Annotated in this window: 13 protein-coding genes; 5 read left to right on the plus strand and 8 right to left on the minus strand. The window is 56.4% G+C overall.

The annotated features are described in order from the left end of the window. Positions 1–30 precede the first annotated feature (30 nt). Positions 31–1,257 (plus strand): Zn-dependent hydrolase, encoded by a 1,227-nt coding sequence (locus V2L32_RS00290; RefSeq protein ID WP_409348365.1) that lies wholly within the window; start codon positions 31–33, stop codon positions 1,255–1,257. A 518-nt stretch (positions 1,258–1,775) separates the two neighbouring features. On the opposite strand, the gene V2L32_RS00295 is transcribed toward V2L32_RS00290, so the two are convergent. The 6 genes from V2L32_RS00295 to V2L32_RS00320 form a co-directional block, all read right to left on the minus strand. Beyond that, a complete protein-coding gene (locus V2L32_RS00295) occupies positions 1,776–2,741 on the minus strand; it encodes a branched-chain amino acid ABC transporter permease (protein ID WP_331232355.1) in 966 nt (321 codons plus the stop codon). 44 nt (positions 2,742–2,785) lie between these two features. Continuing rightward, positions 2,786–3,661 (minus strand): branched-chain amino acid ABC transporter permease, encoded by an 876-nt coding sequence (locus V2L32_RS00300; RefSeq protein ID WP_331232356.1) that lies wholly within the window; start codon positions 3,659–3,661, stop codon positions 2,786–2,788. 149 nt (positions 3,662–3,810) lie between these two features. Further along, on the minus strand, positions 3,811–5,100 hold the full coding sequence (locus V2L32_RS00305; protein WP_331232357.1) for an ABC transporter substrate-binding protein: 1,290 nt from the start codon (positions 5,098–5,100) through the stop codon (positions 3,811–3,813). A gap of 585 nt (positions 5,101–5,685) precedes the next feature. Continuing rightward, entirely contained in the window at positions 5,686–7,041 is a 1,356-nt protein-coding gene (locus tag V2L32_RS00310) for an amidase (protein WP_331232358.1), read from the minus strand. Between the two features lie 280 nt (positions 7,042–7,321). Continuing rightward, positions 7,322–8,035 carry an ABC transporter ATP-binding protein gene (locus V2L32_RS00315; RefSeq protein WP_331232359.1) on the minus strand — a complete coding sequence of 238 codons (714 nt, stop codon included), beginning with the start codon at positions 8,033–8,035 and terminating at the stop codon, positions 7,322–7,324. Next, entirely contained in the window at positions 8,032–8,739 is a 708-nt protein-coding gene (locus tag V2L32_RS00320) for an ABC transporter ATP-binding protein (protein WP_331232360.1), read from the minus strand. Before V2L32_RS00320 ends, V2L32_RS00315 begins: the two co-directional genes overlap by 4 nt. A gap of 381 nt (positions 8,740–9,120) precedes the next feature. Between V2L32_RS00320 and V2L32_RS00325 the strand changes: the two genes are divergently transcribed. Together V2L32_RS00325 and V2L32_RS00330 are read left to right on the plus strand one after the other, a co-directional pair. After that, positions 9,121–10,620, plus strand: coding sequence for an amidase (locus tag V2L32_RS00325; RefSeq protein WP_331232361.1), 1,500 nt, complete (start codon positions 9,121–9,123; stop codon positions 10,618–10,620). A gap of 243 nt (positions 10,621–10,863) precedes the next feature. Continuing rightward, positions 10,864–11,193, plus strand: a complete 330-nt coding sequence (locus V2L32_RS00330) for a M20/M25/M40 family metallo-hydrolase (protein WP_331232429.1) — start codon at positions 10,864–10,866, stop codon at positions 11,191–11,193. A 68-nt stretch (positions 11,194–11,261) separates the two neighbouring features. Here V2L32_RS00330 and V2L32_RS00335 read toward each other — a convergent pair whose 3' ends face one another. Next, complete coding sequence (locus V2L32_RS00335; RefSeq protein WP_331232362.1) at positions 11,262–11,714, minus strand: helix-turn-helix domain-containing protein; 453 nt, start codon at positions 11,712–11,714, stop codon at positions 11,262–11,264. Positions 11,715–11,841: 127 nt separating this feature from the next. On the opposite strand from V2L32_RS00335, the gene V2L32_RS00340 reads away from it, so the two are divergent. Next, entirely contained in the window at positions 11,842–12,408 is a 567-nt protein-coding gene (locus tag V2L32_RS00340) for an aminopeptidase (RefSeq protein ID WP_331232363.1), read from the plus strand. Positions 12,409–12,591: 183 nt separating this feature from the next. Continuing rightward, on the plus strand, positions 12,592–13,575 hold the full coding sequence (locus V2L32_RS00345; protein WP_331232364.1) for an aldo/keto reductase: 984 nt from the start codon (positions 12,592–12,594) through the stop codon (positions 13,573–13,575). Positions 13,576–13,924: 349 nt separating this feature from the next. On the opposite strand, the gene V2L32_RS00350 is transcribed toward V2L32_RS00345, so the two are convergent. After that, complete coding sequence (locus V2L32_RS00350; protein WP_331232365.1) at positions 13,925–14,716, minus strand: alpha/beta fold hydrolase; 792 nt, start codon at positions 14,714–14,716, stop codon at positions 13,925–13,927. Between the last annotated feature and the right edge of the window lie 26 nt (positions 14,717–14,742).

Raw genomic sequence — 14,742 nt, forward strand, 5'->3', positions numbered from 1 at the left:
ACTACAATACTAGTCCATGCTTCTACTCGTGTGCTCGAAATCGACCCCCACCGCCTCCGCGATAGCTTCGAGAGATATTCAGATATAGGAAGAACCGAAAACGAGGGCCTTCACCGACTCACACTTACCGAAGAAGATCGAGACGTCCGAAACCTCTTCGTCGATGATCTCGAGAACCTCGGCCTCGAAGTGAGGATTGATGAGGTAGGCAACATCTTCGGTAGACGAGAAGGGACGCACTCGGATGCAGATCCACTCTTGATAGGATCTCATTTAGATTCCCAACCGTCCGGTGGTCGATTTGATGGGCAGTTAGGGGTGTTACTCGCATTGGAGACCCTACGAACTTTCGAGGATCATGAGCTGGAGACACACCGCCCAATAGAGATAGTCAATTGGACTAATGAAGAGGGCTCTCGATTCAAGCCAGCACTGATGGGAAGTGGTACCTACATCGGAGAATTTTCCGTGGATGAGACGCTCGCTCAAACAGATTCCGATGGGGTATCTGTAAAAGAAGCACTCGAAAAGATCGGGTACGATGGTGACGAGCCATGCCGTCCACGGGAAACTCATCACGCGTATCTCGAACTCCATATCGAACAGGGGCCGAAGCTAGAAGAACGAGGGCTTTCCGTTGGTGTAGTTGAGGGTGTATTTGGAATGTCATGGCTAGAGGCTACAATTCATGGAGAATCAGACCACGCCGGCCCTTCGCCAATGCATTCACGGAAAGATGCATTAGTCGCGGCGACCGATGTCGTACAGGGTATCCGTCGCCTTTCAAACAGATTAGCCGAGGACGTGGTGACCACGGTCGGCGAGCTACAATTAAAACCCGGTTCAATCAACGTCATTCCATCCGAGGTGTGGTTTACCATCGACGTCCGAAGCTATGACGATGAGGTCGTAGGTGAACTCGTTGAGCGTGTCGAACAAGAATTAGAAGCTGCGTGTGCACGCGAGGGCACCTCATTTGATCTAGAAGAGATATGGCGGATTCCGCACACCGAGTTTTCGACGAGAATCAGAGAGACAGCTCTCGAAGCAGCAGAGGCGGTAGGGGCATCGCATCAGGAGATTGCTAGTGGGGCCGCCCACGACGCGACCTACCTGAACGAAATAACTGATACTGGTATGTTATTCGTTCCAAGTGTCGACGGTAAGACACACAACGAAGCAGAATTTACAGAGTGGGACGATGTGGTTGAGGGTGCTATGGTATTCGCCGAGACATGTAATAGACTGGCTAGTTAGGGGAAGCGACTTTACGGGCCAGTAATCAGGTGATACTGTCGTGCCTGTTCAATCGCTGTCTCAAATGTCCGAGTTTCCTCGCCTAACCATGCGAACGGGTCATTACCACCATACGTTTCAAGTTCAAATGTCGAACCAATAGCAACTCGGGGACACCGAGTGTAGCAAACACAAGACGGCTGATTTGATACCCACCTTCTTGAGCGCCAACATATCGTTCGCTTCGGTTGTTGTACCACTGATTCGTCCAACACCGCCTGCAAATACGATTCGAGCCCTTTGAGATACTCAGAGGTATGTACTTCTTCCAGTCTCGAGCGAGATGCCAGCTCAACTGGAATAAATATCACGGTCAATCAAAGTCTCTTCGATGATACGTCGGTTATTCTCACTCGATTGAGGGGGAGATACCGAATATCGAGCACTTGGTGTTCAGTGAATTGGTCGAAATTCGGCTTCCGCGAACGGGGCCCTTGTATGCCAACGGTAGCCGAACGTGAGTGGCTATTCGGTGGATTTTATCGCCGTATCAGCTCCCGAAGTTGACTTACTAGTTCGTTTCGCGAATTGTCTACACCGGTACCGCGACCAACGATTCCATTCGGAACGAAGATGATCGCGACGATCAGCAAAATTCCCCATATGAGGAGCCGAGCGGTGCCGATCGGGCGTAGCGCCTCGGACAGTCCAAACACCACGAGTGTTCCGAAGATTCCGCCGCTGATCGTGCGAAGGCCGCCGACGATCCCCATTGCCATAAATTCGATCATCCGCTCGAGTTCAAACATCGGGGGAGCGATGACAAGGATGTTGTACGCCTGGAGTCCTCCCGCGACCCCGGCCATTATGGACCCGATCACGAATCCGATCAGCTTATACTGCCGAGTGTTGTTTCCGAGCATCTGCGCGGCTTCTTCGGATTCTCGAATCGCCCTGGCGACTAGGCCGAACCGGTTGACCGTGATCAGGTATAATACACCGACAAGCACCGTCACGACGACAAGCGTAAAGTAATATAGCATTACGCGGTCCCCCCCAAACAGCATCGGGAAGCCGGAGTACCCTGTGGGCCCGCCGGTCACGCCGCGCCAGATGATCGCGGTGAGAAATATAATCTCGGCGTAAGCGATCGTCAACATCGCCACATATGCCCCTCGGAGGTGGAGCACCGACACCGCCATTGGCAGGCTAAATACCCCGGTGACCACGCCGGCCAACAAGATAGCGAGCGGGGCGGGGACCCCCATTTCGGCGGCGAACATGGCACCCGCATACCCGCCGACCCCGAAGAGGGCAGCGTGGACGAATGAGAGGATGCCGAGGTAGCCCGCGATGAAATTCCAACTCGTTACGACCAGGATGAAAATAAGCGCCTGCGTCCCCACGTCTAACGCGAACCGCGAGGCGATGAAGGGATAGACGAGCGCGAACGCAAACCCCGCAACCAGCAGCTTACCCGTTATCGTTTGTAGGTTGAGCTTCACATTGGCCCGAATGCGACTGATCAGGATACTAGCAGACTCTATGTTCATGACTCGAGCCACCCGGCGATTCCGTCAGGACTAACAATCAACACAAGCGCCATACACAGGAAGAGCACGATCAGGGCACCCTGCGCGGACGTCCAGATCATCGCGAGCGACCGAACCATCGCGAGGACGAGCGCGGCAATCAGGGTGCCGCGGACGCTGCCGAGCCCACCGATCATAACGACGATGAACGCCAACAAGAATGGCTGGTTTCCGACAGCGGGATAGACGGAGAAGATTGGTGCCAAGAGAACACCGGCCAGCCCCGCCAGCGCAGCACTCAGGCCGAACGTCAGCGCGTACACTCGGTGGATGTCTACGCCCATCAATTGCGTCGTCTGACTGTCCTCCGCGGCTGCACGGACCGCGAGTCCGAACTTGGTGTACTTGATGATCGCGAACAGTACGCCGATCGCGGCTACCGAGATGACGAAGATGATTACTCGATTGATGCTGATGACCACGCCGTACACTTCCCACGTGCCGGGAACAATCGGCGACACCCCCCGTTGGTGGGACGTAAACGCGAATCGCGCGCTGTGTTCGAGGACGAACCATAGGCCAAGGGTGACCACCATTGAGGCGATGTCGAACTCCCGCCTTCCTCTCAGCGGCTTCACGAGAAAGACTTCGGTCGCGTACCCGAGGACGAACGTCACTGCCATTCCCGTGACGATCGCGACGAGCCAGCTCCCAGTGAACGCAAGCGAGAAGTACCCGGTGTACGCCCCGAGCATGAAGACAGCCCCGTGAGCAAAATTAAGCACGCGAGCGACGCCCCAGATGAGCGTGAAGCCAACGCCGATCAGCGCCAGTTGCCCGCCGAACGAGAGCCCGTTGATGATCTGTTGGACGAAGAGCCCGATATCAACCATTTACACCACCAATCAAGCAGCACTTCGATTTAAAATGAAAACGAGGACATAAATAGGTCGCTCGAAACTTCGTGTGGAGTTTTCCGGTCATAGTATCTGCATTTATAACTTGGTAACGTGTTTTAATAGCGTATAGCGGGTCACTCGCCTTAGTCGTAATACTCCTCATTGACTTCCGCTTCCGCGATCTCGAACGGCCAGACGAGGTTCGTTTCACCGCCGTCGATCTGGTAGGCGAGCGTCGGGATGGTGTCCACCGCTCCCCAGGCGGCCTGGTGGTCGTCCTCGTAATCGATGTAGCCGATGCCTGCCTGTATCGGTTCGTGATCGATCACGTGTTGTTGCCACTCTTCCGCACTCATCTCCCTGAAGTCGGAGACACCGCCCGTGCTCTCGACGATATTTGCAATCACCCACATGTTTGTCATCGATGTCGCGGCGTAGCTGGCAAGGTCCATATCCGTCTCCGACTCCCAAAGGTCGATCCAGCCAAGATCGTCAAGGTATTCGGGCACACCATCCGGGTGCACGTTTGAGAATGCCCCGTTCGCGGCATCGCCCGCCGCATCTCGCGCGTCGCTTCCCTGCAGGCCGAAGTTGTGGAGGAAGTGTGACTCTCCGAAGTCCAACTCGTCGTACTGATCGACGAGTGCTCCAGTGCCGGCGGGGTTGGTCTGCACCGCCCAGACAATGTCAGGTTCGTCGGAGCGAATTGACGCCAGCAGCGACGTGAAGTCAGTTTCTTCCAAGGGGACGTCGTTCTTCGAGAGCACTTCCCACCCGGCGTCCTCGACTTGTTCCGCCGTAGCGTCCATCACGCTGATCCCGTAGGAGGTGTCCTCGGCGATCATCGCGATCGTCTGATCGTCGAACGGGAAGTAGCCGACCTCTTCATCGTCGAAATCCTCCACGAGGTTCCCCCAAGCGACGGCGTACGCCTCAGATGGCGGCGAGGTCTTGAACACCGTCTGCATATCCTCGTCAAGAATCAGCTGATTGATTGCCTCGCTCACCGGTTCGTCGAGGATGAAGGGCATCTGTTCGGCGTGGGCGAGTTCCGCTACGGCCAGTCCGACGTCACTGTGGAATCCGCCGCCGAGGATGTCGATGTCGTCGATGATCCTGTTGACGTCGCTCCGACCCGCCGACGGCTCCGATTCCGAATCTGCCTTCACGAGCTCGATCTCGGCGCCGGCTACGCCGCCGTTCTCATTTACGTGATCAGCAATTACTTCCCACGCTCGCTCCTTCGCTTCTCCGATCACCGCGTTCGGGCCGGTTAGTGGCCCGAAGACGCCAACCCTGAGCACGTCGTCGTCAGGCTCGTCGTCGTCGCCAAGACACCCGGCCAGCGCCCCGGCCGCACCCACCGCTGTCACCTTTAGAACGTCCCTTCTCCGTCTGTTTACCCCATTATCAGCTGTGCTATTCTTGCCCATGACCTCGGGTTGCATCATCGTCTCTTATAGCTTTCGACGGTGGGTTTTCGTAATGCTATCATCATCATTTATTGGACGCTTTTCAATCAATATTTCCCGGTCCGCACTCATTTCAGCGGCGACTGACGAGAGTAAAGGCACCACGGAAGTGTATACAGTTCATCTAGAGCTTCCCGCGGCGAACAACGCTCTGCGGGATCCCGCTGTGTTTGGATGATTTATATTATTCGAAATATTCGTGTCCAGTTGAGGCTCTGAGTGACGAATTGCTGGGTTTCGGGCTCTGACTCAAGTGGTTTAAAGGGTCGATTTCTGTTTTTCAGCTGGTGAATTCGGGCTAATGTCTGATCAGCGAATATTACTGGCAGTGTTATCCGAACATAGTTGTTATACGAACATAGTCATTCCGACGACCGACCTGCATCTCTGGATTCTCGGTTCTTCACGGCCGAATCGAACGAGGTCGATACCAACGCAGTACTAGCACCATCGTCAAGTCCAGAGTCGCGAAAAAGATAGGGATCGAGCCACCTCATACCCACACCGGCTCGTCTCCCGTCCGGACCTTGACACGCCCGTCACCGTTCAGCCGAGGCTTTCGACCACCGAGGCGAGCCGGGTCGCCGTGCCGTCAGCGTTCCAGTCCGCGACGACCTGTAACCCGACCGGGAGTCCGTCCACCTCTCCACCCGGCACCGAGATCGCGGGGTGGCCCGTGAGATTAAACGGGCCGGTGTTAGCCTCCGTGTAGAGGAGGTCGTCGACGCTGGCCACCTCGCCAAATTCTGGCGCTGTCATTGGCGTCGTGGGGGTGATCAGCGCGTCGTACGTCTGGAACAGCCGGTCGATCGTCCGAACGAATTCCCGACGAGCGTTCTGTGCGGCGACGTACTGTTCGCCCTCCGTCGTGCGCAGCAGGTGGCTGTTGATCAGGATGCTCTCCTCGAGGTGCTCGCCGTACTCCCCTTTCGAGACGAATTCCGAAACTGCCTGTCGCCACGACTCGCTGTAGCCCGTTCCGCATCCGTACAGGTGGCCGTTGTTCGACAGCAACGTCGCGAACTCGCAGCTTTCGATCGTCGTCAACGCGTCGATCGTCCCCGTGTACCCGGGCGCCGAGACCTCGTCGACCGAACAGTCGAACTCGGACAGGCCCGCCGCGGTTTCCCTGACTGCCGTGGCGACGCGATCGCTCGAGCGATCGAACCCCTCCTTGAGCAGACCGACCTGCAGCCCGGCAACAGGCTCTTTGAGCGCCTCGAGGATCCCCTGCGGTGGTGCGGTTGCGTACGTCGAAGGGTCATGCACGTCGGGGTCGGTTAGCGACTCAAGCACCCTCGCAGCGGTTTCCACCGACCGGGCGAGTGTCCCTACGTGATCGAGAGAGGGCGCGAGATCGACCATTCCGAACCGTGAGACGGATCGATAGGTCGGTTTGAACCCGACGATTCCACAGAACGCAGCCGGAATCCTGACCGAACCTCCGGTGTCAGTCCCAAGCGCGGCGTCGACCAGCCCGCCGGCGACTGCGGCACCGCTTCCCGACGAGGAGCCGCCGGCGACTCGATCCGTCACCTCGGGATTCTTCGTGGGGCCGAAATCGCATGTCTCACCCGTCGTGAAGTATGCCAGCTTGTCCATGTTGGTTGTTCCGAGGAGGGTCGCCCCTTCCGCCAGGAGATTGGCGGTTGCCGTCGCATGATACGGCGAAATATACTCGATCTCCCGGGAGCCACAGTGCATTGGAACTCCAGCGACGGCGATGTTGTCTTTGATCGCGACATTGTAGCCGCTCAATGCCCCGTCACCTCCACTCGCCCGGAAACGATACCGAAAGGCGTTGTATGAATCGTCACCGTCATCGACCCCCTCGACTGGATCGTGGTCGGGATCGGCCGCCTCAAAAACGTTCAGCCGTTCCTGAAAGGTCTCGGCGTCCATCGTGAGCTCCGCGGCCCGTTCGTCGGTGAGCTCGATTCCGAACTCGCGAGCGATCTCCTTTATCTTCATGTCTATGTAGCCCGAGCGAACCGTTAACTTTCGGTACCATAATTGTAGTGCCGAGGATAGTACAGGCTCGGAATTCCCAGTCGGTCGCCCTATCGGTGGTTCGCTATAGCAGTCGACGAAGCAGCTGTCAGTGAAAACTAACGTCGGAGGGGTTCATGTCGAAAGTGTTCGGCAGGTGGACGGTACCTGCTCCATTCGTTGGGTAACTTCGTCAGTGCTTCCCGAAGTACATTCCCATCAATTCTTCACTGTCTTCGAAGCCCTCTTTCGGCCCCCGGTAGGCGACCTCACCCTGGTCGAGGACAAAAACGTACTCCGCGATATCCAACACTTTCCTGACGTTCTGTTCGACAATGACCATGTCGATCCCCGACTCTTTTAGCCTCTGGATCTGGTCGAACACTTGGTCGGTGAGGTTCGGGGCTAACCCCGCGCTCGGTTCGTCGAGCAGGAGTACCTTTGGATCCGCCATCAATGACCGCCCGATCGCGACCATCATCTGCTGGCCGCCGCTGAGATCGCCAGCGCGCTGGTCGTTTCGCTCTTCGAGGATCGGAAACACGTCGTAAACCCCCTCGTACCGCCGCTTAAGCTCCTCTTTATCGTCGTTCAGGTAGGCACCGATCTTCAGATTCTCCTTTACCGTCATCTCCGTGAAAACGTTTCCACCCTGGGGGAGCATCACCACTCCTTTTTCCACGATCTCCTTTGTACTGGCATCCGTAATCCGATCCCCACGAATAAAAATATCGCCTTCCCACACAGGTACCAAGCCCGAAATCGCCTTTAGCGTCGTCGATTTCCCCGATCCATTTGGACCGATGATCGTGCTCACGCGATCCTCTTCGATGGCCATCGACAACTCGTGTAAGATCTCGTTGTCACCGTAACCTGTCGTCACGTTCTCAAGTTCAATCGCAGTCATCCTAGATATGCTTCCTTAACCTTGGCGTCGTGTTGAATCTCATCGAATGACCCCGTGGCGATTTTCCGTCCGCTATCCATTACAATGATTCGTTCGCAGAGAGTACGTACTACCGACATGTCGTGCTCGACGACCAGGAACGTCTTGCCGCGCTCGTTTAATCTCTTGATACGATCTATGATGTCATCCATGAGCGCTGGATTAACCCCCGCAGCAGGCTCGTCGAGCAGGATGAATTTCGGATCAAGCATCAGGACTCTTGCAAGTTCGAGGAGCTGTTTCTGTCCCCCGCTTAGCTCATTCGCATTACTGTACGCGATGTGATCGATATCCAATTCCTCGAGAATCGACCAGATCTGTTCCTCCGTCTCGGCGCTGTAGGTGCTGCCCTCGATATTCGGGACGAGCATGTTTTCGAAGACCGTGAGGCGTCCGAACGGTCTGTTGATCTGGAACGTCCGGCCCAGCCCCATCTTTGCGATCGAGTAGGGTTTCGCGTTCGTGATTTCTTGTCCGTCGAACGTCACTTTCCCGGAGTCCGGCTTCAAAAATCCCGTTATCAGATTAAACGTGGTGGTCTTTCCGCTCCCGTTCGGTCCAATCAGTCCGACAATTTCGTCCTCATCTACCGAAAATTCCAATCCGTCTACTGCATGAATACCCCCAAAAGATTTGCTAAGGGTATTCACATCAAGGACTTCCATATCTCCCTCCTGACATCGACAAGGCGAAATCCCTATTTATAACTTTGGCTTCGCAGAATCACAAGTCAACAATGGGTTGACCCGTCGGTTCAGGGTCATCTGTTTGAATCTCAATGTCGTCCCGACGATCGTTGCCACGATGTTCTACTGGCAGCCGAACGCCGCCTGTCGACCGGCTGTCCGTATTCGGTGCCGAGAACCGAACGGCCAATCACCTCTCGTCCTCGTTCTTATCGGCCATCGCTTCCTCTTCACAAAGGATAATTATCCGAATTCGGGTGTGGGGCTCCATGGCACCCATTCGATCACGGTCGGACTGTGACGATGCCTCGCTGTGTCCGGCACCCACACCAATTTTCGGACACTCTCGAGGTGGTGGCCATGGATGAGTTCGAGAGGAGTCGAATCCGCGACCTGGGGGCGGAATTCGGCTTTACTATCGGCTCTTCCGAGGCAGAGCGGTACGCCTGCGCGATCGACGAGGAGTTCCGCGGGCATGAGCGGCTGGATGAGATAGCGGCCCCTCGTTCGTTCGACGACGCCGTCCGGGATGTCGTTTTTGGTCCCGGTAGCGACATCGATCCGCTCAACGCATTCACCAGCCTGTTTAGTCATCCGGAGACGGCAGGACCGCTGTCGGATCTCGAGATCGCGATCAAGGACAATTTCGCGGTCGCGGGCGCGCCAATGACGTGCGGATCGCGGGTGTTTGAGTCCGTCATCCCCACAAGCCACGCTACCGTCGTCAGCCGGTTGCTGGCGGCCGGCGCGACGATTCGCGGCAAGACAAACATGGACGAACTCGCTTACGGTCCGACGAGCGAGACTAGCGGATTCGGCCCCGTATCCAATCCCGAGGCGCATGAGCACGTCGCCGGTGGCTCCTCGTCGGGGAGCGGTGCTGCGGTGGGAAACAACACGGTGGATGCCGCGCTCGGGTCCGACACCGGAGGCTCGGTCAGGATTCCAGCGGCGTTCTGTGGAATCGTCGGGTTCAAACCCACATGGGGTGCGATCCCGAGAACGGGGATGGTCGAGCTGGCGTACACCCTCGACCACGTCGGCCCCATCGCACGCGACCTCCGGACGGCGGCTCGCGTCTTCGACGCGATCGTAGGACCGGACCCAGGCGACTTCTCCTCGGCACGTGCCACTCGCCTCGTAGGGTCGGCCGCCGACGCCGTTGAGGCGCCCCCGGCCGTTGAGAAGCTGTCGTTTGGGCTCGTCCACGAGCTGTTCGGCTCCCACGTCGACGAACCCGTCGAAAACTGCGTCCGATCGACGATCGATGACCTCGAAGGCGCGGGCGCAACCGTATCGAAGGTGTCGATACCCGACATCGAGGAGTGCGTTCACATTTGGAACACGATCACCAACGCCGAATTCGCCGACACGCTTCGATCGGGGCTCGTCCCGGTTCGTCGGAGGGAAGCTCTCGACATTGGCTGGCAGGACGCCGCTGCGGCAGCGCTCCAGGCCGGCGCTGACGAGCTGGGCGTCGTGGCCCGGCGAAAAGCGATCGTTGGTGCGAAGATTCTCGAGAACAGCCGGAGTTACGTTCGGGCGCGTTTCTCGGCGGACGCCCTCTACGAGCAGTTTGAGACGGCATTGTCTGATCACGACGTGCTGATTTCCCCGACGATGCCGGTGACGGCTCCGGGGCTCGGCACATGGACACCGGACACTTACTCGACGGCGAGCGACAGCTACGATGTGCCGTTGGCATACAACACGCGACCGGCGAACCTCGCGGGCATTCCCGCGATGACCCTCCCTTGCGGACGGGCCGACGAGCTCCCAGTCGGGTTACAGCTGATCGGTGAGGAATACGGTGATCTGGAACTGTTCGCAGCCGCCGCCGCTGTCGAACAACACGTGTGACCGACCTAACATCACGTCTGTTACGAGGTGAGCGTTTACGTGGATCAAAGATGAGATTGGAACAGAGATAGCAGTCCGCTTGGAGGAACTGGCACTGCCGTAAGTGACATCCTTAGATCTCACCGATTTAAAATCTTGTTTCGAGTTCGATCAGTTCTCATTATTCTCCGATTGTGCCTAGCCATCCCTCGTACTCGATCTCCGGATCTCGAAGTGCTACTCGTCGAAGAGGCATACGAAAAGGTGCTGGCCGAAGCCAAACACGCTGCAAAGTGTGAAGGCGCTAGAGCCGAGACCCGTAAGACGAGGCGTGCGCCCAGCGTCGAATTCCCCAGTCAATGTGTTAGAGCCGTCCAATCCACTGCAGATTGCCTGGACTACAGTAGCATGCGGTTAGTTTCTGGGGCGGGTCACGATGCCACTCATCTGGCCTCTGTGACCGATATCAGTATGGTGTTTGCAGTAAGTGAGAAGGGAAAGAGTCACTCTCCCTCAGAGTATACCAGCTGGGATGATTGCTACAAGTTAGCGAATACGTTATTCAACGCTACACTGGACATTGCCGTCAAGTAGCCTGACGCCGAGATCGAACGATGATCCTTTCTCGAGGTTTAGAGGGTAAGCACCCTGCATGCTAACGACTAATCGGCCGTCAGTTCCTCTTGTTCACCGTCGCTACGGTCGTGTTTGGTTTCCGGTCGAGGCATTTGCTCGAGTTCACGCATCTCGGTGTCCTTTACCACCCGTGAGTACTGGCGCTTCCAGGGCTCTCGAGGGAACAGTCCGTTGTCCTCGAAGAGAGCACGAGCGCGGTCAGTTAGTTGGTAGAACTTGTACGGATAGCCTCGGGTGCGCTCACCGACAGGGATGACCAACTCATCGACAACACCGACGTCTTTGAGAACGCTCAGATGGCCCCTGATCGTGTCCTTCTGAAGGCTTGGATTCGTTTTTGCGAGCTCGTCGACACTTGGTGCGTCTTTCGGGTGCCCAACGATATCAGCGATGATGTTCGCGCGACTCTTGTTGGTGACCGCCTGGAGCAGATGCCACCGATCGGGTGACTCGGTATCCGAGTGTTCAGGCGGGTTCATACCTGCTGTAGAATGTCCACCCGCATAAACACTCGGAAATTTCACGCCAGTAGTCGGGCCAGTCATAGAGCAAGTCTCTGAGCAAACATTCAGTAGGTTCTTAGGAGTGAATCGGGTACCATCTGCAGTGTCCGAAGAGGTTGATGATAAGGCAGATGACGTCGAATTCATCAATGTTGATGGGCTGGCGTTCACTCCGCGTGAGCATGAGCGTCTGAAGTCACTTCTTCACGGTGAACGGTTTCGAGAGCTGGCTTTTAGCGATCGAAGATATCTGGTCCTCGGAACGGGCGGCGATACCAAAGCAGCTGATCGTCGCATGCTGGTCGATGAGCTCTTAGGCGGTCGTCCCGATGCCACGGCGTTCCGATTGGAGGATTTTGAGCTGACTACGGATGAACTTGCGCTATGGGCAGCAGCGTACGAAAATCTCTGCGGTCGAGCGACACAGATCGTCCTCGTCATTGAGGATTACGAGGGAGGATACGTGTGGGAACTCGGCTATCACTTCCACGAGGAGATTCGGGAGAAGGTATGGGTCCTCAAACGAGAGTACGGGAGTAAGAGCGAAAATAGAGCCCACTACGATAACGGGATGGCTGCTTCGCACCTGCAGCTACTCGAGAACGCGGAGCGAACAATTCTCTGGAGAGATCGAGAGGAGTTAGAAGCCGGAGTAAGCGAGATACCGTGAGAATACGAATCAGGTAGAGCCTTTGCGTTAGGAGACGGCCACCCTCGCCGTAGGGCTGAACTCTGCCGTCAAGAATGGTCGGTAGGCCGGGATTCGGTTGCCCGAGCGGGATCTGACTGACAAACCGTATCGGGGGCCGTCGGCAGAGTGAGTGTTATGTGATTTCCTACCAGGTGTCTGTACGTGCAGTACACAACCCTCGGATCGACCGGCATGTCCGTCAGTCAGATCTGTCTCGGGACGATGAATTTTGGTCTCGACAGTGAAGGCTGGAAACTTGATGAGGCCGATAGTAGGCAGATCATCGAACGTGCGATCGACCTCGGAATCAATTTCATCGATACAGCAAACGTCTACCGCGATGGAGAGAGCGAAGCAGTCCTCGGAGACGTAATCTCCGAATATGACCGCGACTCGCTCGTTATCGCGACCAAAGTCTATGGATCGATGGACGAAAATGACCCGAACGCACAAGGGCTCTCTCGCAAGGCAATCGAGCAGGAGCTCGCAGCTTCGCTCGACCGCCTCGGAATAGAGACGGTCGATCTCTACCAGATCCACCGGTGGGATGACGAAACACCGATCGAGGAGACGCTCCGAACGCTCGATGACGCGGTCCGGAGAACTCAAGTGCGATACATCGGGGGATCCTCGATGTGGGCATATCAGTTCGCGGAGGCCCTCCATACCAGCGACCAAATCAGTTTGGAGCGGTTCGTCTCGATGCAGAACCACTACAACCCGGTCTACCGGGAAGAAGAACGCGAGATGCTCCCTCTCTGTGACCACGAGGGGATTGGGGTCATTCCATGGAGTCCATTGGCCCGAGGATACCTGACGCGTCCGCACGACGCGTTCGATTCGACTGCCCGTGGAAGCGAAGAGGCCGACTCACGAAAAGACAGACATGCTGTCTATCGTGCTGGGGGCGGAGAGGAGATCAATCGACGGATCGAAGAACTCGCCGAGGACCATGGCGTGACAATGGCGCAGCTCACGATCGCCTGGCATCTCCATACCGGTTATGTGACGGCACCGATCATCGGCGTCTCGAGCATTGATCATCTCGAAGACGCTGTCGAAGCGGTCGAAATATCGCTCTCTGACTCCGATCGCGAATATATCGAAGAGCCATACGAACCGGTTGAGGTCGTCGGTCACGACTAACAGTCACGCGACTCCCCCGGGCGCACTGGGTGCAATAGTTTCTGACGGCTGCAACCCTTCAGACTGAGTAATCTACTTATGATAGGTGGCTGGATCGACTCGACATTCCAGCCATTTATTGCCTCACAAACACACCCGCTTCAGAGAATGTGACGCTGCTGAATATGCGCTGTGTATCTTGCACGGCTCGCTCAATCTATACCACAGGTGTCACAAACGACGTGCAACATCCAGAGGATGGGTGCAGCACAGTGAGTTTGTTATTTCGGGGAATCCCAGGTAAACCACCGGATTGGATTCATAGCAGATAGACGGTCGAAACGAAGGGACCGGTCGTCGATCCGTTCCATTAATTTGACTCACTTAAGAACGCAAGCACCTCATTGATGAAGAGTTCTGGCGCGGTATTCATAGCAACGTGTTGTTGCCCGTCAAGGATAGCGATCCGGCTATTGAGGAGCGCGTCGTTGATCGCCTCTGTTGCATCTTCGAGATACTGCGGACTCTCGCTCCCTAACAAGAGCAACGTCGGAGTGGTCATATTCCGAAATCGGAGAGGATCGAACTCGTAGTCGGCGGGTGCTTGGGTCTCACGATATGCTGTATGGGCCGCGTCCACACGGGCCTGCCAGTTCGGAGCGGATTTGAGCACATCGATCTGTGCGAGCGGAATTTTGGCAACCTCAAGGAAGAACAACACGAGCGCCTGTTCGTTCTCGCCATCGTCAAGTAGGGTCTCCATTTCAGTGAGTACTTCCTCGGAGTAGAGTTGGTGCTCTCCGACTGGAATCGGCGGTTCGTACAGCACGAGTTTCTCGATAGAGTCGGTCCGGAGGGTCGCCTCCAGCGAACAGAGTGCGCCGAAAGAATGACCGAGCAAGATTACCGGTTCATTGATCGTATCGGCGACTGCGGCGACATCTTCAAACTCCCGTTCCAGCTCATACTCGGCGGCATCGCTGCTCTCTCCCCGACCGCGACGGTCGACCGCGTAAACCGTAAAGTGTTTTTCGAAGGCGGAGCGGACCGGTTCCCACCGTGTGTGATCTGCGGTCGTTCCATGCACGACCACGAGCGGAGGCCCGCTCCCTGAACGTTCGTATGCAATCGCAGTTCCATCTACTGAAACGATCATTTCCATACGCACTCAACCTCTAGCGTACGCTG

The organism is Halalkalicoccus sp. CGA53, assembly GCF_036429475.1.
Classification (GTDB): Archaea; Halobacteriota; Halobacteria; order Halobacteriales; family Halalkalicoccaceae; genus Natronorarus; species Natronorarus salvus.